The sequence below is a fragment of the Micromonospora sp. CPCC 205546 genome (assembly GCF_036902715.1).
In the GTDB taxonomy this organism is placed as follows: domain Bacteria; phylum Actinomycetota; class Actinomycetes; order Mycobacteriales; family Micromonosporaceae; genus Micromonospora.
The window spans coordinates 45762-68510 of record NZ_JBAKHL010000037.1 but is presented as its reverse complement, the minus strand read 5'-3'; the positions used below and the strand labels follow the sequence as shown (position 1 = coordinate 68510).

Annotated in this window: 22 protein-coding genes; 13 read left to right on the top strand and 9 right to left on the bottom strand. The window is 74.9% G+C overall.

The features are described from left to right. Positions 1-151: 151 nt before the first annotated feature. Positions 152-448: a type VII secretion target gene (locus V6U77_RS18390; protein ID WP_334607566.1), complete on the bottom strand. Its 297-nt coding sequence runs from the start codon at positions 446-448 to the stop codon at positions 152-154. A gap of 176 nt (positions 449-624) precedes the next feature. Between V6U77_RS18390 and V6U77_RS18385 the strand changes: the two genes are divergently transcribed. The 6 genes from V6U77_RS18385 to ung all read left to right on the top strand — a co-directional run bounded on the left by V6U77_RS18385 (position 625) and on the right by ung (position 6088). Next, entirely contained in the window at positions 625-993 is a 369-nt protein-coding gene (locus V6U77_RS18385) for a holo-ACP synthase (RefSeq protein ID WP_334607565.1), read from the top strand. 51 nt (positions 994-1044) lie between these two features. After that, positions 1045-2514, top strand: a complete 1470-nt coding sequence (locus V6U77_RS18380; RefSeq protein ID WP_334607564.1) for an NAD(P)H-hydrate dehydratase — start codon at positions 1045-1047, stop codon at positions 2512-2514. A 126-nt stretch (positions 2515-2640) separates the two neighbouring features. Then, positions 2641-3759 (top strand): alanine racemase, encoded by a 1119-nt coding sequence (gene alr / locus V6U77_RS18375; protein ID WP_334607563.1) that lies wholly within the window; start codon positions 2641-2643, stop codon positions 3757-3759. Then, positions 3756-4847 (top strand): alpha/beta fold hydrolase, encoded by a 1092-nt coding sequence (locus V6U77_RS18370; protein WP_334607562.1) that lies wholly within the window; start codon positions 3756-3758, stop codon positions 4845-4847. Before alr ends, V6U77_RS18370 begins: the two co-directional genes overlap by 4 nt. Then, complete coding sequence (gene tsaE, locus V6U77_RS18365) at positions 4844-5326, top strand: tRNA (adenosine(37)-N6)-threonylcarbamoyltransferase complex ATPase subunit type 1 TsaE (protein ID WP_334607561.1); 483 nt, start codon at positions 4844-4846, stop codon at positions 5324-5326. The genes V6U77_RS18370 and tsaE overlap by 4 nt, the downstream gene beginning before the upstream one ends. A gap of 60 nt (positions 5327-5386) precedes the next feature. Then, positions 5387-6088 (top strand): uracil-DNA glycosylase, encoded by a 702-nt coding sequence (gene ung / locus V6U77_RS18360; protein WP_334607560.1) that lies wholly within the window; start codon positions 5387-5389, stop codon positions 6086-6088. Here ung and V6U77_RS18355 read toward each other — a convergent pair. After that, on the bottom strand, positions 6077-6862 hold the full coding sequence (locus V6U77_RS18355) for a helix-turn-helix domain-containing protein (RefSeq protein WP_334607559.1): 786 nt from the start codon (positions 6860-6862) through the stop codon (positions 6077-6079). The two genes, ung and V6U77_RS18355, sit on opposite strands and share 12 nt — an antisense overlap. 367 nt (positions 6863-7229) lie before the next feature. Between V6U77_RS18355 and tsaB the strand changes: the two genes are divergently transcribed. The 7 genes from tsaB to V6U77_RS18320 all read left to right on the top strand — a co-directional run bounded on the left by tsaB (position 7230) and on the right by V6U77_RS18320 (position 15025). Further along, positions 7230-7907, top strand: coding sequence for a tRNA (adenosine(37)-N6)-threonylcarbamoyltransferase complex dimerization subunit type 1 TsaB (gene tsaB / locus V6U77_RS18350; protein ID WP_334607558.1), 678 nt, complete (start codon positions 7230-7232; stop codon positions 7905-7907). Further along, on the top strand, positions 7904-8365 hold the full coding sequence (rimI, locus tag V6U77_RS18345; RefSeq protein WP_334607557.1) for a ribosomal protein S18-alanine N-acetyltransferase: 462 nt from the start codon (positions 7904-7906) through the stop codon (positions 8363-8365). The genes tsaB and rimI overlap by 4 nt, the downstream gene beginning before the upstream one ends. Next, entirely contained in the window at positions 8358-9404 is a 1047-nt protein-coding gene (gene tsaD / locus V6U77_RS18340) for a tRNA (adenosine(37)-N6)-threonylcarbamoyltransferase complex transferase subunit TsaD (RefSeq protein WP_334607556.1), read from the top strand. Before rimI ends, tsaD begins: the two co-directional genes overlap by 8 nt. Before the next feature lie 18 nt (positions 9405-9422). Then, on the top strand, positions 9423-9677 hold the full coding sequence (locus tag V6U77_RS18335) for a hypothetical protein (RefSeq protein WP_334607568.1): 255 nt from the start codon (positions 9423-9425) through the stop codon (positions 9675-9677). 126 nt (positions 9678-9803) lie between these two features. Next, positions 9804-11504, top strand: coding sequence for an ABC transporter ATP-binding protein (locus V6U77_RS18330; RefSeq protein ID WP_334607555.1), 1701 nt, complete (start codon positions 9804-9806; stop codon positions 11502-11504). Next, entirely contained in the window at positions 11504-13285 is a 1782-nt protein-coding gene (locus V6U77_RS18325; RefSeq protein ID WP_334607554.1) for an ABC transporter ATP-binding protein, read from the top strand. Before V6U77_RS18330 ends, V6U77_RS18325 begins: the two co-directional genes overlap by 1 nt. A gap of 162 nt (positions 13286-13447) precedes the next feature. Continuing rightward, entirely contained in the window at positions 13448-15025 is a 1578-nt protein-coding gene (locus tag V6U77_RS18320; protein ID WP_334607553.1) for a Na+/H+ antiporter, read from the top strand. A gap of 243 nt (positions 15026-15268) precedes the next feature. Here V6U77_RS18320 and V6U77_RS18315 read toward each other — a convergent pair whose 3' ends face one another. The 7 genes from V6U77_RS18315 to V6U77_RS18285 form a co-directional block, all read right to left on the bottom strand. Further along, complete coding sequence (locus V6U77_RS18315) at positions 15269-16006, bottom strand: DUF4142 domain-containing protein (protein WP_334607552.1); 738 nt, start codon at positions 16004-16006, stop codon at positions 15269-15271. 161 nt (positions 16007-16167) lie between these two features. Beyond that, entirely contained in the window at positions 16168-17349 is a 1182-nt protein-coding gene (locus V6U77_RS18310; protein WP_334607551.1) for an ROK family protein, read from the bottom strand. 28 nt (positions 17350-17377) lie between these two features. Beyond that, positions 17378-18637, bottom strand: coding sequence for a sugar ABC transporter permease (locus tag V6U77_RS18305; RefSeq protein WP_334607550.1), 1260 nt, complete (start codon positions 18635-18637; stop codon positions 17378-17380). Continuing rightward, positions 18634-19458 carry an ATP-binding cassette domain-containing protein gene (locus V6U77_RS18300; protein ID WP_334607549.1) on the bottom strand — a complete coding sequence of 275 codons (825 nt, stop codon included), beginning with the start codon at positions 19456-19458 and terminating at the stop codon, positions 18634-18636. The genes V6U77_RS18305 and V6U77_RS18300 overlap by 4 nt, the downstream gene beginning before the upstream one ends. A gap of 105 nt (positions 19459-19563) precedes the next feature. Further along, a complete protein-coding gene (locus V6U77_RS18295; protein WP_334607547.1) occupies positions 19564-20661 on the bottom strand; it encodes a sugar ABC transporter substrate-binding protein in 1098 nt (365 codons plus the stop codon). Between the two features lie 194 nt (positions 20662-20855). After that, the gene (gene ybaK, locus V6U77_RS18290) at positions 20856-21335 is read right to left on the bottom strand and encodes a Cys-tRNA(Pro) deacylase (RefSeq protein WP_334607546.1); all 480 of its coding nucleotides are present in this window, start codon (positions 21333-21335) and stop codon (positions 20856-20858) included. 74 nt (positions 21336-21409) lie between these two features. Beyond that, a complete protein-coding gene (locus V6U77_RS18285) occupies positions 21410-22651 on the bottom strand; it encodes a THUMP-like domain-containing protein (RefSeq protein WP_334607545.1) in 1242 nt (413 codons plus the stop codon). Positions 22652-22749: the final 98 nt, after the last annotated feature.

Below are 22749 nucleotides of genomic sequence, written 5' to 3'. Positions count from 1 at the left end.
GCCGCCCAGAGCTGCCGGTAGCCGACGTCCGCCGCGCGCTCGGCGGGGTGTGCCGGCCGCCCGGCCGCCCGCGTCGGGGCCACCCGGCCCGCCGGGTGCGTCGGGTGTCCGGCAGGCGCGGGCCGGGTGGCCGCCGCCGGAGCCGGGGCGGTCACCGGGACAGCGCGGTGAGCCGGCCGGCCGCCCGGTCGTCCACCGCCTCGTACGCCTCGCCGGCGGCCCGGACCGCGCCGGCCGTGCCGGCGACCCGGGCGGCGAGCCCGCCGAACCAGGCGTGCACGGCCGCCTCCAGCCCGGCCGACGCCGCCCCGGCCGACCAGAGCGGGGCCGGCACCACCAGCCCGGACGCCCCGGCCAGCCCGTGCGCCAGCCGGTACGCGGTGTCGTCGAGCCCGCGCGCGGCCCGGCGCAACGCGTCGGGTCGTACGGTCAACGGCTCCTCGGTCATCTTCGGGCCCCCCGCCTCACGGAAACATCGACGGCCGCGACGCTAGGCGTCGGCCACGCCCCCGCGCGTGGCCTGTGGACGACGGTCCGCCAGGCGTACGGCCGGTCGTCCACAGGCGTTGCCCCGCGCGCAACCGGCGGCTAATGTGCGCCCGCCCGCGCCGGTAGGGTGAGCGGGTGATCGTCGCTGTCGGCATCGACGTGGTCCTCGTCGAGCGGTTCGCCAAGGCACTGGCACGCACACCGCTGCTCGCCGACCGGCTCTTCACGGAGGCCGAGCGCCGCACGCGCTCGGGCAACCCCCGCTCGCCCGAGTCGCTGGCGGCCCGCTTCGCGGCCAAGGAGGCGGTCGCCAAGGCGCTCGGCGCCCCGGCCGGCCTGAGCTGGCACGACTGCGAGGTCGTGCCGGACCCGGACGGCCGTCCCTGGCTGACCGTCTCCGGCACGGTCGCGGCGGCGGCCACCGAACGCGGGGTCAACCGCTGGCATCTCTCGCTGTCCCACGACGGGGGGATCGCCTCGGCGATGGTGGTCGCGGAAAGGTGATCGGGAGCGTGCCGGGTGGCGGCGCGCCGGCAACGGACGGGACGGGGTGGCATGAAACGGGTGTGGCGGGTCGCGGACGTACGCGCTGCGGAGGCGGGCCTGATGGCCACGCTGCCGCCCGGGACGCTGATGAGGCGCGCGGCCGCCGGGCTGGCCCGGCGCTGTGCGCTGCTGCTCGGCGACCGGGGCGGCGTCTACGCCGCGCGGGTGCTGCTGCTGGTCGGCTCCGGTGACAACGGCGGCGACACGCTCTACGCCGGCGCCCACCTGGCCCGCCGGGGAGCGGCCGTGTCGGCGCTGCTGCTGACCCCCGGCCGGGCGCACGCGGAGGGGATGGCCGCGCTGCGGGCCGCCGGCGGACGGGTCGTCGACCGGCCGCCGGGGACGGTCGACCTGGTGCTGGACGGCATCGTCGGGATCGGTGGGCGCGGTGGGCTGCGGGACACCGCCGACCAGCTCGCCGCCAGCCTGGTGCGGCACCGCGGACGCGACGGCGCCCCCGCCGCCGTGGTCGCCGTGGACGTGCCCAGCGGGGTCGCGGTCGACACCGGCCACGTCCCGCTGACCGCCTCGGGCCGCCCCAGTGCCGTACGGGCCGACGTGACCGTGACCTTCGGCGGGCTGAAGCCCGCCCTGGTGGTCGGTCCGGCCGCCGCGCTCGCGGGCGAGGTGGAGCTGGTCGACATCGGGCTGGAGCCCTGGCTGCGGGGCACCCCGGCGCTGGGCGTGACCGAGTGGTCGGACGTCGTCGACTGGTGGCCCCGGCTCGGCCCGGCCTCGGAGAAGTACACCCGGGGCGTGGTGGGCGTCGCCACCGGCTCGGCCACCTACCCGGGGGCGGCCGTGCTCTCGGTCGCCGGGGCGCTGGCCGGCCCGACCGGCCTGGTCCGCTACGCCGGCTCGGCCAGGGCGGACGTGCTGCGCCGGCACCCGTCGGTGATCGCGACCGATCGGGTCGCCGACGCCGGGCGGGTGCAGGCGTGGGTCTGCGGCTCCGGCCTGGGCACCGGCGAGGAGGCGGCCGCGGAACTGCGGGCGGTGCTCGCCGCCCCGGTGCCGGTGGTGCTCGACGCCGACGCGCTGACCCTGCTGGTCGACGGCTCGCTCGCCGACCGGCTGCGCAAGCGGGACGCCCCGATCGTGGTCACCCCGCACGACCGGGAGTTCACCCGGCTCTGCGGGGAGGAACCGGGCGCCGACCGGGTGGGCTCCGCGCTGCGGCTGGCCGCCTGGATGAACGCGGTGGTGCTGCTCAAGGGCGACCGCACGGTCATCGGCACACCGGACGGCCGGGCGTACGTCAACCCGACCGGCACCCCCGCGCTGGCCACCGGGGGCACCGGCGACGTGCTGGCCGGGCTGCTCGGTGCGCTGCTCGCGGCCGGGCTGCCTCCGGAGCGGGCGGCGGCGGCGGCCGCGTACCTGCACGGGCTGGCCGGTCGGGAGGCGGCCCGGGGTGGGCCGGTGACGGCGCCGGACGTGGCCGACGCCCTGCGCCCGGTCCTCGCCCGCCTGGGCTGATCCGGCCGCTCCCTCCGTGTCGGCGGCCGCGCTGCCTGCCGGGGGACGCGGCACCCGCTGCGACCGGCCCCGATCGGCCACGCCGGCCTCGGTCGGAGGGCTCGGCGCGGAAAGTAGGCTGGGGGCATGTGGCAGGCCGAGGTGCGCGTGGACCTGGACGCGATCCGCGAGAACGTGAGCCGGCTGAGGTCCGGCACCGGCGCCGAGCTGATGGCGGTGGTGAAGGCCGACGGCTACGGCCACGGCATGGTCCCGGCCGCCCGCGCCGCCCTCGACGCCGGAGCCGACTGGCTCGGGGTCTGCACGCTGGACGAGGCGCTCACGCTGCGCCGGGCCGGGCTCGACGTGCCCGTGCTGGCCTGGCTCCTCGCGCCGGGGCTGCCGCTGCACGAGGGCGTCGCCGCCGGGGTCGACCTCGGCGTCGCCAGCCTGCCCCAGCTCGCCGAGATGGTCGAGGCGGGCCGCGCCGCCGGCCGGCCGGCCCGGCTGCACCTCAAGATCGACACCGGCCTGGCCCGGGGCGGCGCGACCGTCGCCGACTGGCCGGCCCTGCTCGACGCCGCCGCCAAGGCGCAGGCCGACGGCCTGGTCGAGGTGGTCGGGGTGTGGAGCCACTTCGTGTACGCGGACTCGCCCGGCCACCCGACCATCGACCGCCAGCTCGCCGTCTTCCACGAGGGGATCGGCATGGCCGAGCAGGCCGGCCTGCGGCCGCGCTACCGGCACCTGGCCAACTCGGCCGCCACCCTCACCCGGCCCGACACCCACTTCGACCTGGTCCGCCCCGGGCTGGCCGTCTACGGTCTCTCCCCCGTGGCCGGCGAGCGCTACGGGCTGCGCCCGGCGATGACCGCCCGGGCCCGGGTGATGCTGACCAAGCGCGTCCCCGCCGGCTCCGGCGTCTCGTACGGGCACACCTACACCACCGAGCGGGAGGCGAACCTCGCGGTGGTGCCGCTCGGCTACGCCGACGGGGTGCCCCGGCACGCCTCGAACAGCGGCCCGGTGCAGCTCGGCGGCAAGCGCCGGACGATCTCGGGCCGGGTCTGCATGGACCAGTTCGTGCTCGACTGCGGCGACGACCCGGTGGCCGCCGGCGACGTCGTCACCCTCTTCGGCGACGGCACCGACGGCGGACCCACCGCCGACGACTGGGCCGAAGCGGTCGGCACGATCAACTACGAGATCGTCACCCGCTTCGGCGGCACCCGCGTGTCCCGCGTCTACGACGGCGAGCGCCCGTGACGTCCCGGCCCCGCATCCCCCTGCCGCGTACCGCGCACGCCAGGGCAGCCGTCGGCGCGCTGGCCGCCGTCGGGGTCGCCGCCGCCGGGCTCGCGGCCGGCGTCGCCACCGAACGCGCCCTGGTCCGCAGGCTCAAGGCCGACCCCACCGACCCGTACGCCGGGGAGGTCTTCGGCGACCAGCGCTACGACGACTCGTTCCGGCTGGAGATGCCCGACGGCACCGACATCCACGTCGAGGTGGTGGAGCCGACCCGGCCCGTGCCCGGCAACCCGACCGTGGTGCTGGTGCACGGCTTCTGCCTGGACATGGGCACCTTCCACTTCCAGCGCAAGCTGCTCGCCGAGCGGGGCGAGCACCGGATCGTCGCGTACGACCAGCCCGGGCACGGCCGGTCGGGGCGGCTGGAGACCGGCGAGTACGACCTCACCGCGCTCGGCCGGACGCTGCGCGAGGTGATCGACCGGACCGCCCCGGAGGGGCCGCTGGTGCTGGTCGGCCACTCGATGGGCGGGATGACCATCATGGCCTTCGCCGAGCTGTTCGGAGAGTTGTTCGGCGACCGGGTCGTGGGCACCGTGCTGATGGCCACCTCGGGCGGCCTGATCGCCGAGACCAAGCTGGTGGCGCCCGCCCTGCTCGGCCGGGTCGGCGCGCCGGTGCTGCACGTGGTCGGCAACGTGACCCGCTACGGCGGGCCGGTGATCGACCGGGCGCGCCGGTCCACCACCAACGTGGCCTGGCTGCTCACCCGCAAGTACGGCTTCGGCACCCGCCATCCCAGCGCCGCCCTCGTGTCGTACGTCGAGACGATGAACTCCCGGACCTCCGCCGACACGGTGACGCGCTACCTGCGGACGCTGGCCACGCACTCCCGGTTCCCGGCGCTCGCCGCGCTGGCGGACACCCCCGTGCTGGTGGTCGTCGGAGACAAGGACATGATCACCCCCGTGACGCACTCCGAGGAGATCGTCCGGCGGCTGCCGCACGCCGAGTTCGTCAAGATCTCCGACAGCGGGCACGTGGTGATGCTGGAGCACGCCGACGAGGTCAACGAGGCGCTGGTCCGGTTCCTGGAGGCGCTGTGAGCCACGTCGTGAAGCTGCCGGCTGTCGAGGACACCCACGAGTTCGGGCGGCGGCTGGCCGGGCTGCTGCGCGCCGGCGACCTGCTGCTGCTGACCGGGCCCCTCGGCGCCGGCAAGACCGCGCTGACCCGGGGCATCGGTGCCGGCCTCGGGGTGCTCGGGGACGTCACCTCGCCCACCTTCGTGATCGCCCGCGTGCACCGACCCGACCCGGCCCGCGGCGGCACGGTGGCGCTGGTGCACGCCGACGCGTACCGGCTGGGCGACGCCGCCGACCCGCGCGCCGAGATCGACGACCTCGACCTGGACGCCTCCGTGGACGAGTCGGTGACCGTGGTGGAGTGGGGCGAGGGCCTGGTCGAGCAGCTCGTCGACGCCCACCTGCGGGTACGCGTCGACCGGCGCGACGACGACACCCGGGTGGTCGAGCTGGAGCCGGTCGGCGGCGACTGGGCGCGGCGCCTGGCCGCCCTCGGGTGAACGCTGTCGTACCGGCTGCCTAGAGTGCGCGGGACGGACCCGACAGGCGAAAGGTTGCCGATGCCCGACGACGCCCCCACCCTGGACCTGCTGGCGCTGCTGCCGGAGGACTGGCGTGCCGTGCTCACCCCGCACCTCGACCCGGCCCGCACCGCCGCGCTGGCCGAGTTCGTCGCGGGCGAGTACGCGACCCGCACCGTCTTCCCGCCGGTCGAGGACCTCTTCTCGGCCTACCGCCTCTGCGCGCCGGCCGACTGCCGGGTGCTGATCCTCGGGCAGGACCCCTACCACAAGGCGGGGCAGGCGCACGGGCTCAGCTTCAGCGTGCGGGAGGGCGTGAGCGTGCCGCCGTCGCTGCGCAACGTCTTCAAGGAGCTGGGCGAGGACCTCGGCGTGCCGAAGCCGCGCGGCGGCAACCTCAGCGGCTGGGCGGCGCAGGGCGTGCTGCTGCTCAACTCCGTCCTCACCGTCCGTGAGGCGACGCCCGGCTCGCACGCCAACCGCGGCTGGGAGGAGTTCACCGACGCCACGATCCGGGCGCTCGACGCGATGGACTCGCGGGTGGTCTTCCTGCTCTGGGGCGGCTACGCGCGCAAGAAGGCCACCCTGGTCACCAACCCGCGGCACGTGGTGCTGGAGGCCGGGCACCCGAGCCCGATGAACCCGCGCGGCTTCCTCGGCAGCCGCCCGTTCAGCGCCGCCAACAAGGCGCTCGCCGACGCCGGCCTGCCCACGGTCGACTGGGAACGCTCAGCCGGCTGACGACGGGCCGGCACCCGCTCGGCTACCGCCCTGCGTCGGTGGGCGCTGTCCGCTCGGCGGGTGCTGTCCGCTCGGTGGGTGCTGACCGCCGCCCCCGCGGTAGCGGCGCAGCAGCTCGGCGGCGCCCGGATCGGTCAACTCCAGCTCGACGAGCGGCACCACCGGGTAACCGCGCCCGCCATGGCGTACCTCGATGGCCTCCGGCAGCTCGTCACACATCGTCGCCCGAAGCTCGCCGTACCGGGTCTGCCACCGGTGCTCGCCGGGCTCCTCGGGCTCGAGCCGCAGCCCTCCGAACTCGCCCCAGCGCCCGTTCCACCGTTGCCCGTATGCCGCGTCCAACCAGGCGGTGAACCGGGTCGAGTCACGCCAGCGGACCGCGATCTCCAGGGCGTCGACCGGTAGGGGCGCGCCCTGGAGCAGCGCGGCCGTGCCGCCCGTGAGCACGTACGGCAGGTCGCCGAGTCTGTCCAGGAACCGGTCCAGCCCCAGGGCGTCGACCCGGTCGGCGAGCGGCCGGGCGGCCAGCTCGGTGATCCGGGCGTCCAGATGCGCGTCGAGCGGTTCCACCGCGACGGCCAGTTGGACGTCCATCGCGGCGAGCAGCCGCTCCAGCACCGGCAGGCTCGGCGCGCGGTCGCCGCGTTCGATACGCGCGACCGAGGCCTGGCTGACGCCCGCCAGCTCGGCCAGTTGTCGTTGGCTGAGCTCGTTCAACTCGCGCTGACGCCGGACGGCGCGGCCGAACAGGGAGACGAGGCGGCTGGTCGACATCCCGACATGATGAACCATGTCTTCGTGCGGTCGATACCTCTCAGGCATATAGATGACTGAGAGGTATCGCGCTCGTTGGGGGCCATCAACGGGGGACCCTCCAAGACGACCGCCGGTAGCCTTCGGTGCGCGAGCCTGAGCCGGCCGGCCGGAGGTCCCCACCTGCACGCCCAAGGCCGCAGGCGGTAGGGGTTGGTGGTTTCCGGCGGGCCGCCGGCGGAGGCGGCTTCCGTGGGGCGCCGGCGGGGGTGGCTTCCCGCGGGTGCCCCGACGCCCCTGGGGCCGGGGGTGGTGCGAGTGCCGGCACCCGGGGGATGGGGAAGGGCGTCACCGGGGGTGACGAAGGGGGCGACTAGGCTGGCTCACCGTGCTGGTACTGGTGGTGGACAGCTCGACGCCCGCGGTGACCGCTGCGCTGGTGGAGGTCGCGGCGGACGGCGTGGCGACCCGTGCGCACCGCTGCACGGTCGACGCCCGCGCCCACGGCGAACTGCTCGCGCCGCAGGTCGACGCCGTGCTCGCCGAGGCCGGTGCCCGTCCCGCCGACCTGGGCGCGATCGTCGCCGGGCTCGGCCCCGGCCCGTTCACCGGGCTGCGGGTGGGGCTGGTCACCGCCGCCACCGTGGGCCAGGTGCTGGGCGTCCCGACGTACGGCGTCTGCTCGCTGGACGCCATCGGTCACCCGGCGGCCGCCGGCGAGCCGGTGCTGGCGGCGAGCGACGCGCGCCGCCGGGAGATCTACTGGGCGGTGTACGACGGCGCGGGCCAGCGGATCGTCGGGCCGGAGGTGTCGTCGCCGGCGGTCGCCGCCGAGCGCGCCCGCGGCCTCGCCGTCACGGCCGCGGTCGGTGACGGCGCGCACCGGTACGCGGACGCGCTCGGCCTGCCCGTGCGGGACGAGCCCCGCTACCCGGACGCGGCCGTACTGGCCGCCCTGGCCGGCGAGCGCATCCGGGCCGGCGCCCCCTCGGAGGCGCTCACCCCGCTCTACCTGCGCCGCCCGGACGCCGTGGCGGCAACCGCTCGAAAGCCGGTGTTGCCGTGACCGTCCGCCTGGAGCGGTTCCGGTGGTGGCACGTCGACGAGGTGCTGCCGATCGAGGCGGACCTGTTCGGCACCGAGCAGTGGTCGGCGGCGATGTTCTGGAACGAGCTGGCGAACGGGCACTTCTACCTCGTCGCCACCGGTGACGACGACGCCGTGCTCGGCTACGCCGGGCTCGCCGTGGCCCCGCCCGACGAGGCGTGGGTACAGAACGTCGCGGTGCGCCGGGACGCCCAGCGGCGCGGGGTCGGTCGGCTGCTGCTGGAGGCGCTGCTCGCCCAGGCCGCCCGGCTCGGCACCCGCAGCACCCTGCTGGAGGTCGCGGCGGACAACGCCCCCGCCCAGCGGCTCTACGCGACGTACGGCTTCGAGCCGATCGGCGTGCGGCGCGGCTACTACCAACCGAGCAACACCGACGCGCTGGTCATGCAGCGCACGCAGGATGTGAGCGATGACTGACGAACCCCTGATCCTCGGCATCGAGACCTCCTGCGACGAGACCGGGGTCGGGATCGTACGCGGGCACACCCTGCTGGCCGACGCGCTCGCCTCCAGCGTCGAGCAGCACGCCCGCTTCGGCGGCGTGGTGCCCGAGGTGGCCAGCCGGGCCCACCTGGAGGCCATCGTGCCGACGATGGACCGGGCGTTGAAGGAGGCGGGGGTGACCCTCGCCGACATCGACGCGATCGCGGTCACCGCCGGGCCGGGGCTGGCCGGCGCGCTGCTGGTCGGGGTGGCCGCCGCGAAGGGCTACGCGCTCGCCGCCGAGAAGCCGGTCTACGGCGTCAACCACCTGGCCGCGCACGTCGCCGTGGACACCCTGGAACACGGCCCGCTGCCCGAGCCGGCGATCGCCCTGCTGGTCTCCGGCGGGCACTCCTCCCTGCTGCTCGTCGACGACCTGGCCCGGGGCGTCACCCCGCTCGGCGCCACCATCGACGACGCGGCCGGCGAGGCGTTCGACAAGGTGGCCCGGCTGCTCGGGCTGCCGTTCCCCGGCGGCCCGTACATCGACCGGGAGGCCCGGGCCGGCGACCCCGCCGCCATCGGCTTCCCGCGCGGCCTGACCGCCCCCAAGGACCTCGCCGCCCACCGCTACGACTTCTCCTTCTCCGGGCTGAAGACGGCGGTGGCCCGGTGGGTCGAGGCACGGCAGCGCGCCGGCGAGCCGGTGCCGCTCGCCGACGTGGCGGCGTCCTTCCAGGAAGCCGTCTGCGACGTGCTGGTGCGCAAGGCGCTCGACGCCTGCCGGAGCAACGGCGTCGGGACGCTCGTGATCGGCGGGGGCGTCGCGGCCAACTCCCGGCTGCGGGCGATGGCCTCCGACCGGGCCGCCGCGCTGGGCATCCGGGTCCGGGTGCCCCGACCCGGCCTCTGCACCGACAACGGCGCGATGGTCGCCGCCCTCGGCTCGCACCTGGTCGCCTCGGGTGTCGCACCGAGCCGGCTGGACCTGCCCGCCGACTCCGCCATGCCGCTGACCACGGTCAGCGTGTGAACCCCGAGGATGGCTGACGTGATCGTGCGGATGTGGGAGGCGCGGGCGGAGCCGTACGGCGCCGCAGACCTGATCACCTGGGTCTGCGACACGGCGCTGCCGGAGTTCGAGCACGACCCCATGCACCTGTCCAGCGAGGTGTTCTCCTCCACCGACCACCGGGTGGTGGTCATCTCCAAGTGGCGCAGCAACCCGCGCCCGCTGCCGGAGCCCCCGGCGACGCTGCTGGCCCGCCCGGCGCACTCCTGGGACTTCACCCAGGTCGACCGCTGAGGCGGGGCCGGCCGCGCGACGGTGGAAGAGGCCGGCCGCGCGACGGTGGAAGACGCGTGAGCCGCGGCACGCCGGGCGGTAATTGGTTGGCGGGGTGACCGGCCCGCCACCTAGCGTCGGTGGGCCATGCGCTTCACACCGGCCGGTGACCCCGGCGTACCCGACATCCGCTCGGCGACCCGCTACCTCGTGTGGCTCGCCGGGCGGCACAAGGCGCTGCTCACCGTCGGCATCCTGCTGGGCGTCGTGTGGATGGTCGCCCAGGCGCTGGTGCCGGCGGCCGTCGGCCGGGCCGTCGACGGGCTCACCCGCCGCGACGAGGACGCCCTGCTCACCTGGGGACTGGTGCTGTTCGGGCTGGGCGTGCTCCAGGCGGTCGCGGGCATCCTGCGGCACCGCTGCGCGGTGCACAACTTCCTCGCCGGCGCGTACGGGACGGTGCAGTTGACCGTGGGCGCGGCGAACCGGCTCGGCGCCGCGCTCCCCCGCCGCGTCTCCGCCGGCGAGGTGGTGAGCATCGGCACGGCCGACATCAGCCAGATCGGCGCGGCCATCGACATCACCGCCCGGGGCGCCGGCGCGATCGTGGCGATCGTCACCGTGGGGGTGATCCTGCTCGGGGCCTCCGTGCCGCTCGGGCTGGTCGTGGTGCTCGGCGTGCCGCTGCTGATGGCGGTCGTCGGGCTGCTCATCCGGCCGCTGCACCGGCAGCAGCAGGCGTACCGGGACTCGGAGGGGGCGCTGACCGCGCGGGCCGGCGACATCGTCTCCGGGCTCCGGGTGCTGCGCGGCGTCGGCGGCGAACCGGTGCTCTCCCACCACTACCGGGCGCGGTCGCAGGCGCTGCGCGCCGACGGCCTGCGGGTGGCCCGCGTCGAGTCGCTGCTGGAGGCGGCCCAGGTGCTGCTTCCCGGCGCGTTCCTGGTGCTGGTCACCTGGCTCGGCGCCCGGTTCGCGCTGCGCGGCGAGATCAGCGCCGGTCAGCTCGTCGCGTTCTACGGCTACACCGCGTTCCTGGTCAGCCCGCTGCGGCAGCTCACCGAGGCGGTGGACAAGCTGACCCGGGGGCACGTCGCCGCCCGACGGGTGGTGCGGCTGCTGCGACTCGCCCCGGAACTGACCGACCCGCCCCGCCCGGCCGTCCTGCCGGACGGCCCCGGCGAGCTGGTCGACGTGGCCTCCGGCGTGGCGGTGCGGCCGGGTCGGTTCACCGCGCTGGCCGCGAGCGCGCCCGAGGACGCGGCGGCGATCGTGGACCGCCTCGGCCGGTACGTCGACTCGGACGCGACGCTGCACGGCGTACCGCTGCGGGCGGTGGCGCTGGCGACGGTACGGGAGCGGATCCTGGTGGCCGACAACGACGCGCACCTGTTCACCGGGCCGCTGCGCGCGGAACTGGACCCGCACGACCGGGCCGACGACGCGGCGATCGCGGCGGCGCTGGCGGCGGCGAGCGCGACCGACGTCGTCGAGGCCCTGCCGGCGGGGCTGGACAGCGCCGTCGCCGAGCGCGGCCGGGAGTTCTCCGGCGGCCAGCAGCAGCGGCTGCGGCTGGCCCGGGCGCTGGTCGCCGACCCGGAGAGCCTGCTGCTGGTCGAACCGACCAGCGCGGTCGACGCGCACACCGAGGCGCGGATCGCGGACCGGCTCGGCGCGGCCCGGGCGGGTCGGACCACCCTGGTCTGCACCACGAGCCCGCTCGTGCTGCACCGCGCCGATCACGTGATCTTCGTGGAGGACGGCAAGGTGGTGGCCGAGGGGTCGCACACCGCACTGCTCGACGGCGAGCCGCGCTACCGGGCGACGGTCAGCCGGGGGGAGGACTGATGGGCACCGAGCTGCCGGTCGCCGACGCCGGCCAGGTGCGGCGCTACGCCCGCACGCTCGTCCGCCGCCACCCGGCGGCGCTCGGGGTCGCGCTCGGCCTGCACGCGCTGGCCGCCGCGGCCGGCCTGGTCGCGCCGTGGCTGCTCGGCGACCTGGTCGAGGGCATCGCCCGCGGCACGTCCGGCGTCACCGTCGACCGGATCGCCCTGCTGATCGCCGGGTTCGTGCTGGTGCAGTCGGTGCTGGTCCGCTTCGCCCACCTTGCGTCGGCCCGGCTCGGTGAGCGGGTGCTGGCCGAGCTGCGCGAGGAGTTCGTCGACCGGATCATGGCGTTGCCCCTGGCCACCGTGGAGCGGGCCGGCACGGGCGACCTGCTCACCCGGACGTCCCGGGACGTCTCCGCGCTGTCGAGGACGGTCCGGTTCGCGGTGCCCGAGACGCTGATCGCGATGGTCACCGGCTGCTTCATCGTCGGCGCGCTGCTCCTGGTCGACCCGCTGTTCGCGTTGCCCTGCCTGCTCGCGGTGCCGCTGCTGTGGGCCGGCACCCGCTGGTACCTGCGCCGCGCACCGGCCGGCTACCTGCGGGAGAACGCCGCCTACTCCGACATCACCGACGGCATCAGCGAGACCGTCGACGGTTCGCGGACCACGGAGGCGTTGCGGCAGCAGGCGCGCCGCCGGGCCCGCACCGACGCCGACATCCGCCGGTCGTACGCGGCCGAGCGCTACACCCTGCGGCTGCGTACGGTGTTCTTCCCGATCGCCGAGATCGGCTACGTGCTGCCGGTGGTGGCCACGCTGCTCATCGGCGGATGGTTCTACCTCAAGGGCTGGGTCAGCCTCGGCGAGGTCACCGCCGCCACGCTCTACGTGCAGCAGCTGATCGACCCGGTCGACCGGCTGCTCTCCTGGCTGGACGAGTTGCAGGTCGGCGGCGCCTCGATGGCGCGCCTGCTCGGGGTGGCCGACGCCGACCCGCCGGCCGGCGCCCCGGCCCGGTCCGCCGCGGCCTCCCCGGGCCCGGCCGATCCCGCGCCGCCGGGGGACCGTCGGCTCGCTGCCCGGGACGTCCGGTACGCCTACCGGGAGGGCCGGGACGTGCTGCACGGGGTGACCCTGGTGCCGGAGCCGGGGGAGAAGCTGGCGATGGTGGGCCCGTCGGGCGCCGGCAAGTCCACCCTCGGCCGGCTGCTCGCCGGGGTGCACGCGCCCCGCACCGGCTCGGTCACCGTGGGCGGTCGGCGGCTCGACGAACTGCCCCTGGCGGAGTTGCGGACGCACGTCGCCCTGGTCACCCAGGAGCACCACGTCTTCATCGGCACGCTGCGGGAGAACGTGGCGATGGTGCGACCGGCGGCCGACGAATCGGCGGTCCGCTCGGCGCTGGCCGCCGTCGACGCGCTCGGCTGGGCCGACGGGCTGCCGGACGGGCTGGACACGGTGGTCGGCGCCGGCGGGCACCCGCTGTCGCCCGCGCAGGCGCAGCAGTTGGCGCTGGCCCGACTGGTGCTGGCCGACCCGCACACCCTGGTGCTCGACGAGGCCACCTCGCTGATCGATCCGCGCGCCGCCCGGCACCTGGAGCGGTCCCTCGCGGCCGTCCTCGCGGGCCGTACGGTCGTGGCGATCGCGCACCGGCTCTTCTCGGCGCACGACGCCGACCGGGTCGCGGTGGTGGAGGACGGCCGGATCGCCGAGATCGGCTCGCACGACGAACTGGTGGCGGCCGACGGCTCCTACGCGGCCCTCTGGCGCTCCTGGCACGGCACGGGCTCCTGACCCGCCGCGCCCTGTCGAGGGCGTCGCCGCCGGTGCCGGCGGGCAGAGGGGCCTGTTTCCGGGTTCGAGGGTGCCGCGCCGGAGAGCCGTACCACGATGGTGGAGCGGCAGGCGACGGCGCGCACCCGTCACCGCGGCGTCGGCCGGTGACGGGGGTGCGACGTGGGCGGTCTCGAACTGATCGTGGTGCTGGGCGTCACCGTGCTGGTCGGCACGACCCTCGGCGGTCGGTACAGCGTGGCGTCCCCGGTCCTGCTCATCACGATGGGCGCGCTGCTCGCGCTCCTGCCGCCGCTGTCGCACGTGGTGCTGGAGCCCGACGTGGTGCTGCTGCTGTTCCTGCCGGCGATCCTCTACAAGGAGAGCATCACCACCAGCCTGCGCGAGATCCGCACGAACCTCCTCGCGATCACGTTGCTCGCGGTTGGCCTGGTGGTGGCGACGATGGTCGCGGTGTCGCTCGTCGCGCAGCGGTTCGGTGTCGACCCGGCCGCCGCCTGGGTGCTGGGCGCGGTGCTCGCGCCGACCGATGCCGCGGCGGTCGCCGGCCTGGCCAGGCGGATGCCCCGCCGGATCCTGACCACCCTGCACGCGGAGAGCCTCATCAACGACGGCACGGCCCTGGTGCTCTTCTCCGTCGGGCTGGGCCTGATCGTGGGCGGCACCGAACCGGGGGTGCTCGGGCTGACCGAGCGGTTCGTCCTCGCGTCGGCCGGCGGCATCACCGCCGGCCTGCTTGTCGGCGGGGCGGTGATCCTGGTCCGGCGACGTCTCGACGACCCGCTGCGCGAGGGCGCGCTGAGCGTACTCACGCCGTTCGTCGCGTTCCTCCTCGCCGAGTTCGTGCACGCCAGCGGCGTCCTGGCGGTGGTGGTCGCGGGCCTCATGCTGGCGTACGCCGCACCTCGGGTCGTCCGGGCCCGCTCCCGGGTGCTGGCGTACGGCTTCTGGGACCTCGCCACGTTCCTGATCAACGGCGGGCTCTTCGTGCTCCTCGGGCTGCAGATCCCGCGCGCCCTGCGGGGGGTGACCAGCCTGTCGGTGGTACGGGCGCTGGTCATCGCGGTGGTGGTGACCGGCGTGGTGGTGCTGCTCCGGATGCTCTGGATCCACCTGGCGGCCTTCGCCTTCCTCGTCGTCGACCGCCGGGCGGCGCAGCAGGACGAGCGGGCCAACTGGCGGGTCCGTACGGCGGTCGGGTGGGCGGGGTTCCGGGGCGCGGTCTCCCTCGCGGCAGCTCTCGCGGTGCCGGTGGCGACACCCACCGGTACGCCCGTGCACGAGCGTGACCTGATCATCTTCGCCACCGCCGTGGTCATCCTGCTGACGATGCTGATCCAGGGCACCACGCTGCCCGCCGTCGTCGGGTGGGCGGGTCTGGTCGGCGACACCCGGCGCCTCGGCGAGTTGCGCCTGGCCCGGATGCGCGCCGCCGAGGCCGCGCTGGCGGGGCTGCCCGAGGCGGCCGAGCGGATCGGCGCCGGGCCGGAGGCCGTGGAACGGATCCGGGCGGACTACGAGCAGCACCTCGACGACGTCCGCTCCACCGAGGAGGGCCACTCGGCCGAGCAGGCCCGGGAACTCGACCGGCGGCTGCGGCTCGCCGTGCTCGAACACGGACGGCGTGAGATCACCAGGCTGCGGGACACGAACGAGATCGACGACATCGTCCTGCGGGAGCTGCAGGCGGTCCTCGACGTCGAGGAGATCCGGCTGCTGGGGCCGGAACTCAACGAGTAGCGGGATTTCTCCCTGCGCTTGCCGGACCTGACACCTCACCTCGCGAGGCAGGTGACGCCTGGCGGCGGGAGGAAGCCCGCGGAGGTCACTGAAAGTAGTGCACGGGCCCGGCCCTCGGATGGCCGGAGCAGACGCGCCCGACCACGAGCAGCCAGACCGTGGGCGGCCTGCCCACGATCGGCCAGACCGTGGGCCGCCGGGCCGTGGGCCGACAAACCCGCGCCCACCCGGGACGGCGGTCGGTCAGGTGCGGCGCAGGACGCGGTACGTGGCGATGCCGCCGGTGCCGAGGGCGGCGAGGAAGACCAGCCAGACCACCGTGCTGCTGACCCCGATCGGGGGGCCGGAGTTGGCGGAGGCGGCGGCCAGCAGGCCGTCCTCGCCGGGGGCGGGCAGGGCGGCCGGGGGCAGTTCCGGCCAGCGCACCAGCCCCGTGCTCTCCAGCATCTGCATGTGGTGCAGGACGAACCGGTTGGCGTCGTCGGCGAGCTTGCGGATCACCGGGTCGCGGGTGCTGGCGCGGACCGCCCCGATGACCGGGAAGATCTTGCCGTGGGCGACCCGGAGCCGGGTGACGAAGATCTGGTCGAAGCGGGCGCCGGAGGCGTTCTGCATTTCCGTCAGCCAGCCCTTCTGCTCGGCGGTGGGCTCGCTCGGGATGCTCGCCCCGAGCTTGTTGGCCGCCTCGACCGTGAGCCGGTCCAGTTCCTCGTGCTCGGTGGCGATGCCGGCGCCGATCTCGCGTACCTTCGCGCTCTGGCCCTTCTCGGCGGCCATCTGTCCGGCGGGCATCTCCCAGAGCCCCGCCAGGCGCACCCCGTTGAGCAGGGCGGCGTCGGCCGCGTTGAGCTGCTGGCCGCCCGGCGCCGCGACGGCCACGCCGGGCAGCACCCCGAGCCCGGCGACGACGGCGACGAGCAGCACCGCCAGGCGAGGTGCGCGGTGTCCCCGCGGGCGACGGGCGGATCTGAGCGGTGCCATGTCCGTGGTGCCTCCTCGGTCCGGTCCGAACGGGTCCGGGCCGGGCGACGCCTGCGCCCTCGCCCGTCCGCGCACTGGTACGGACGGGCCGACCGATCGGTTCACCGGTCGGCCCCCGCCGGCGCCCGCCCGCGGTGGGCACGGGACGAGGGCGGGGACGGTCAGCCGGCGTCGAGGGGGTCGGCGAGCAGGTGTTCGAAGGCCAGCTCGGCCGCGCCGATCAGCGCCGCGTCGTCACCGAGCTCGGGGGTACGCAGCCGGACGTGCTCCAGGCAGGCCGGCAGGGCCACCGAGTTGAGCCGGCTGCGCACCTGGGCCGCCGACGCGAGGTAGAGGTCCCGCATGCTGCCGCCGAAGATGACCATCTCCGGGTTGAAGATGTTGACCAGGTTGGCCACCCCGAAGCCGAGCCAGTCGCCGGCCTGGCGTACCGCCGTCTGCGCCCGCAGGTCACCCCGGTCGGCGGCGTCGAAGACGGCCAGCAGCGCGTCGCGGCCCCGCGCGTCGGAGCGGCCGGCCGCGCGCAGCAGCGCGTACTCGCCGATCTCGGTCTCCCAGCAGCCCCGGGAGCCGCACTCGCAGGGCGCGCCGTCCCGGACGACCACCATGTGGCCGACCTCGCCACCGTAGCCGCCGTGCCCCGTCAGCCGGCGACCGCCGGCGATGATGCCGGCGCCGACGCCCACGTCCCCGTACAGGTAGATGACGTTGTCGCAGCCGGCCGCCGCGCCCCGGGCGTGCTCGGCGAAGGCCGCCACGTCGGCCACGTTGCCGACCGTGACCGGTACGTCGCAGCCCAGCTCGGCGCCGAGCGCGGCGCCGATCGGCTCGTCCACCCATCCGGTGGTCGGGCCCAGCCGCACCAGCCCGTCGGCGCGCCGGACCATGCCGCAGACGGCGACGCCGGCGCCGACGCAGACGGCGTCCGCCGGCGCGCCCTGCTGCATCTCCTTGACCGCCTCCGCCAGCAGCGGCGCGGCTTCCGCGGCGGTCAGGCCCCGGGGGCGGTCCAGCTCCCGACGGTCGAGCACCGAGCCGCCGAGACCGACCCGCGCGGCCCGCAGCCGGTCCACCTCGATGCTGTACGCGTACGCGTGCACCCGGTCCGACTCGGGCCGGACGACCAGCGACGGTCGTCCGGCCCGGCCGGTCTCCTTCGGCGTCCCCTCGCTGACCAGCCCGGCGCCGGCCAGGTCGGCGGTCAGCGCGCCGATGGTGCTGCGGTTGAGCCCCAGCGTGGTGGTGAGTTCGGCGCGGGTGGTGGCCCCGTGCACGTGCACGTAGCGCAGCAACGCGCCCAGGTTCTGCCGGCGGATCTCGTCCTGGCTCGGTCCTGCGCGCATCGCCGTCGTCACTTCCGGTGCCGCGCCGTCAACGGTTGCCGGTGGAGGTGGAGCGCCGGCGGGAGAACGCGTCCACGCTCGCGGCGAGCAGCAGCACCACGCCGGTGACCACGTACTTCACCCCCGAGCTGTATCCCATCAGGCCCATTCCGTTGTCGATGACCGCGACGACCGCGCCGCCGAGGACGGCGTCGAGCACCCGGCCCTTGCCACCGAAGAGGCTGGTGCCCCCGATGACCGCCGCGCCGACCGCGTAGAGCAACACGTCACTGCCACCCGTGTTGGGGTCCACCGAGTTCGCCCGGCTGGCGGCGACGATACCGCCGACGGCCGCCATCGAGGAGCAGATGACGAAGACCGAGATGCGGATGCGGTCCACGTTGATGCCGGCCCGGCGCGCCGCCTCCTTGTTGCCGCCCACGGCGTAGACGTGCCGGCCGTAGGTGGTGCGCTGGAGCACGAAGGTCCAGAAGACCAGCAGCGCCGCGATGATCGGCACGACGATCGGCACGCCCTTGAGCGAGCTGATCACGACGTTGCGGCTGCGCTCCAGGTTGAGGATGAAGACCGCCGCGCCGAGGACGAGCGCCAGCCCGCCGACACGGGCGAACACCACCGCGATCGGGTCGGTGAGCAGGCCCCGGGAGGCCCGCTTACGGTGCCGGAGCAGCTGCACGGCCGCGTAGCCGGCGACCGCCACCGCGGCCAGGAGCCAGCCGAGTACGGGCGGCAGGTTGCGGTTGGCGATGGCCACCAGCACCTCGTCGCGGACGGAGATGTTGGCGCCCTCCTCCATCAGCATCAGCACGATGCCCTGGAAGGCGAGGAACCCGGCGAGCGTCACCACGAAGGACGGGATGCCGATCTTCGCGACCAGGAAGCCGAGGGTGGTGCCGATCGCCACGCCGGTGACGATCGCGGCGAGCACGGCCACGTACCACGGGTAGCCCAGCACGGTGACCACGTTGGCGAGGATGGCGGCGCAGACACCGCTGGCGAAGCCCGCGGAGAGGTCGATCTCGCCGAGCAGCAGGACGAAGACCAACCCCATCGCGATCAGCGTGACCGCGGCGCCCTGGGTGAACAGGTTGGCGAAGTTGCCGGCGCTGAGGAACGTCGGCCGCATGACCGAGAAGACCGTGCAGAGCACGACCAGGCCGAGTACGGCGGGCAGTGCGCCGATGTCGCCGCCGCGGACCCGGCTGACGTAGTTGCGGACGTGGCTGCCGAGGGTGGGCGGCGGTGTGACGGCCGCCGGGCCGTCCTTCCGCACGACGGTGCTGGTCATTGGACGCCTCCTGGGTTGCTGCCGGCCGGCTGCGCGCCGTGCCCCTTGCCGCCGTTGGCCGGCTCGGTGGCGAGCCCGAGCCCGCCGGAGCGGCCGGCGGTGATCAGCTCGACCACCTGCGAGTGGGTGATGTCGGTGGTCTTCACCTGGGCGACCATCTGGCCGAGGTAGAGCGCGGCGACCCGGTCGGAGACGGCGAAGACGTCGTTCATGTTGTGCGAGATGAGCACCACGGCCAGGCCGTTGTCGGCGAGCCGGCGGACCAGTTCCAGCACCTGGGCGGTCTGCGCGACGCCGAGCGCGGCGGTCGGTTCGTCGAGGATGACGAGCCTGCTGTTCCAGAGCACGGCCTTGGCGATCGCGACGGTCTGGCGCTGGCCGCCGGAGAGGCTGGAGACGTGCTGCCGCAGCGACTTCACGGTCCGTACGCTCAGCCCGGCGAGGGTGTCGGCGGCCATCTGCTCCATGGTCGGCTCGTCGAGCACGATGCCGCTGCGCTTCTCCCGGCCGAGGAACATGTTCTGCACGATGTCGAGGTTGTCGCAGAGCGCGAGGTCCTGGTAGACGACCTCGATGCCGAGCGCGGCGGCGTCGCGGGGGCTGTTGATGGTCACCGGCCGGCCGTCGAAGCGGAACTCGCCGGCGTCGGTGGGGTAGATGCCGCTGATGCACTTGACGAGGGTCGACTTGCCGGCGCCGTTGTCGCCGACCAGCGCGGTCACCTCGCCCGGGTGGGCGGAGAAGGCGACGTCGCGCAGGACCTGGACGGGACCGAAGCTCTTGTCGATCCCGCGTAGCTCCAGCAGGGGGGTTGCGGACACGGGGGCTCCTTCAGGTGGAGGGGAGGTCTCGGATCCCGTCCGGCGCGAACCGCCGCCCGGCACAGGGTCCGTGCCGGGCGGCGTGCGCGTGGAATCGGGTACGGGTCAGCTGATGCCGGCGTCGGCGCAGAGCTTGGCGTACGTCCCGGCGCAGACCTCGTCCTTGGTGACGAAGCCGTCGGCGATGACGTCCTTGACGTTCTCCTTGTAGATCAGCTTCGGGGTCAGCAGGACCGCCGGGACGTCCCGGCCGCCCTCCGGGTCCTTGACCGTCTGGCCGGTCTCCTTCTTCTCACCCTTGGCCACCGCGATGGCCAGGTCCGAGGCGGCCTTCGCCTCCTCCTTGATCGCCTTGTAGACGGTCATGCACTGGTCACCGGCGAGGATGTTCTGCAGGCCCTGCGGGGTGGCGTCCTGGCCGGTCACCGGGACCTTGCCGTTGAGCTTGTTCTTCTTCAGCACCGAGATGGCCGCGTTGCCGAGGCCGTCGTTGGCGGCGAGCACACCGTCGATCTTGCCCCGCTGCTGGGTGAGCATCTGCTCGAAGATCGTGGCCGCCTGGGCGTTGTCCCACTCCGGAACGTTCTGGTCCGGGCCCTTGGTGTACTCCTTCGAGTCGAACTTCGGCTTGAGCACCGAGTCGTACCCGTTCTTGAACAGGGTGGCGTTGTTGTCGGTCGGCGAGCCGTTGAGGTAGGCCACGACGGGGTTCTTGGCGCCCTTGTCGGTGAGGCACTTGCTGAGGCCCTCGCCCTGGAGCTTGCCGACGGCCTCGTTGTCGAAGCTGACGTAGTAGGTGGCCGAGCCGCCGAGGGTGAGCCGGTCGTAGTCGATGGTGGCCACACCCTGGGACTTGGCCTTGTCGAGCACGGCCTTGCCGGTGCCGGAGTCCAGGTTGACGATCATCAGGGCGGTCACGCCGTTGGTGATCATCTGGTCGGCGATGGTCTGGAACGCCGTCTTGTCGCCCTGGGCGTTCTGGATGTCGTAGTCGACGCCGGCGGCCTCGAACGCCTCCGTCAGGAACTTGCGGTCCGCGCCCTCCCAGCGGGCGGAGGACTTGCTGTCCGGCAGGATCACGCCGATCTTCGGCTTCTTCTCGGCGGAGCCGCCGGCCTCGGAACCGGAGTCGTCGCCGCAGGCGGTCAGGCCACCGGTGGCCAGCAGGCCCACGGCGGCGAAGGTGAGGAAGCCCTTGCGCATCAGCAGGGTCCTTTCGGGGGTGGGGGATGGTGTCGGTTTGTTGTGTCCGGCAACGTATTCCGCGCCGGCCCGTGGGCACAAGAGCGCCGAGGTGGCGAGTTTGTTGTCGGCAGTAACAATTCAGCAACGTCCCTGACACGCCGCCGTCGCCCACCAGGGGAGCGCTCTCTCGTCGCCGCCGGGAGCGGCGCGGCTCAGCCGGTCGACAGCGGGGCCGTGGTCGCCCCGGTGAGCGTCACCAGATCCTGCGGGGCGAGCCGGAGCTGGAGGCCGCGCCGGCCCGCCGAGACGTAGACGGTGGGATGGTCGAGCGCCGACGAGTCGAGCACCGTGGGCAGCCGCCGGCGCTGGCCGAGCGGGCTGATCCCGCCGCGTACGTAGCCGGTGGCCCGTTCGGCCGCCGCCCGGTCGGCCAGGGTGGCCCGCTTGCCGCCCACCGCCGCCGCGAGCGCCTTGAGGTCCAGCTCGCCGGTGACCGGTACGACCGCCACCGTCAGCGCGCCGTCGACCTCGGTCACCAGCGACTTGAACACCCGCTCGGGCGGCACCCCCAGCGCCGCCGCGACCAGCGCGCCGTACTGGGGCGCGTCCGGGGAGACGTCGTACGGGTGGGTGCTGTGCGGGATCTTCCGCCTCGTCAGCAGCGCCGTCGCCGGAGTGCCCCGTCCCGCCATGACGGTCAAGCTAACCCGCAGCCACGCGACCCGCGACCCGAAAGGGCGGGACGCCGGGGTGCACCGCTCGCGCGCTACCCGACCGGCCGGCAGAGCAGCACCGTCGGCGCCCCGGCGACCCGCGTCAGCACCAGGCTGGCCGCCTCGTTCCCGGCCAGCCGCAGGTCCCGGCGGAGCTTCTCCGGCTCCAGCGCGGAGCCGCGCTTGAGGATCTCCACCCGCCCGACCCGGCGCTCCCGCAGCAGCGCCCGCAGCCGCTTGAGCGAGAACGGCAGCACGTCGGTGACCTCCAGGCAGCGGGCGAACGGCGTCGGCGTCGGCGCGTCCGCGTAGAGGTAGGCGATGCTCGGGTCGGCCAGCGTCGCGCCCAGGGTGTCGGCCAGCTCGGCGACCAGGTGCGCGCGGACCACCGCCGGGTCCGGGTCGTACAGGAAGCGGCGCGCCGGGCCGACGGCGGCCTCGACGTCGCCGGAGCCGGTCAGCTGGCGGGGGCCGGCCGATCGGTCGGCCGGGCCCTCCTTCGCGCCGGGGGCGTCGACGGAGGGCCGTTCCCTGCCGCGCAGCACGGTGGCGCGGCGGGGGACCCGCGCCAGGTCGCCGCACCACAGGGCCGCCTCGACCAGGTCGCCGTCGACGCTCACCCACTCCGCCTCGGCACCCGCCGGGATCAGTGCGTGGTCGATGCCGGGCGCCACCTTCACGACGGTGTGTGGCACCCGCTCGGCCAGCCCGACCACGAAGTCCCAGGGCGGGGAGTAGGCGTTCGGGTCGAAGATCCGCCGCCCGGTGCCGGCCCTGCGCCGCGCCGGGTCGCAGAACACCCCGTCGACCCGGCCCACGTCGAACGCCGTGGCGTCGCCGCACTCCACCGTGAACAGCTCGGCCAGCCCGGCGGCCTCGGCGTTCGCGACGGCCATCGCGGCGGTCACCGGGTCGGCCTCCACGCCGTACACCCGGATGCCGGCGCGGGCGGCGGCGAGCGCGTCCGCGCCGAGACCGCAGCCGAGGTCGGCGAGGGTGCGCACCCCGGCGGCCCGCAGCCGCCCGGCCCGCCGCGCCGCGACGACGCCGCGCGTGGCCTGCTCCAGCCCGGCCCGGGTGAGGAACATCCCCGCCGCCACCGGCCCGAACTTGCCGACCGCCCGGCGCCGCAGCTCGGCCTGGGTCAGCGCGGCCGACGCGAGCCCGGCGGGCAGGCCGGCCGAGCGGAGCGCGGCCACCGCGGTCAGCGGGTCGCCGCCGGCCACCCGCGCGGCGGCGTCGAGCGCGGCCGACCCCTCGGGCGTACGCAGGGCGGCCAACTGGTCGAGATCCACCCCGTCATTGTGGTCGGCGGACCCGACGCGCCGAGCGGCGGGTTGGCACTCTCCTTGACGGAGTGCTAGCCGAGGAATAACCTGCGATTAGCACTCTC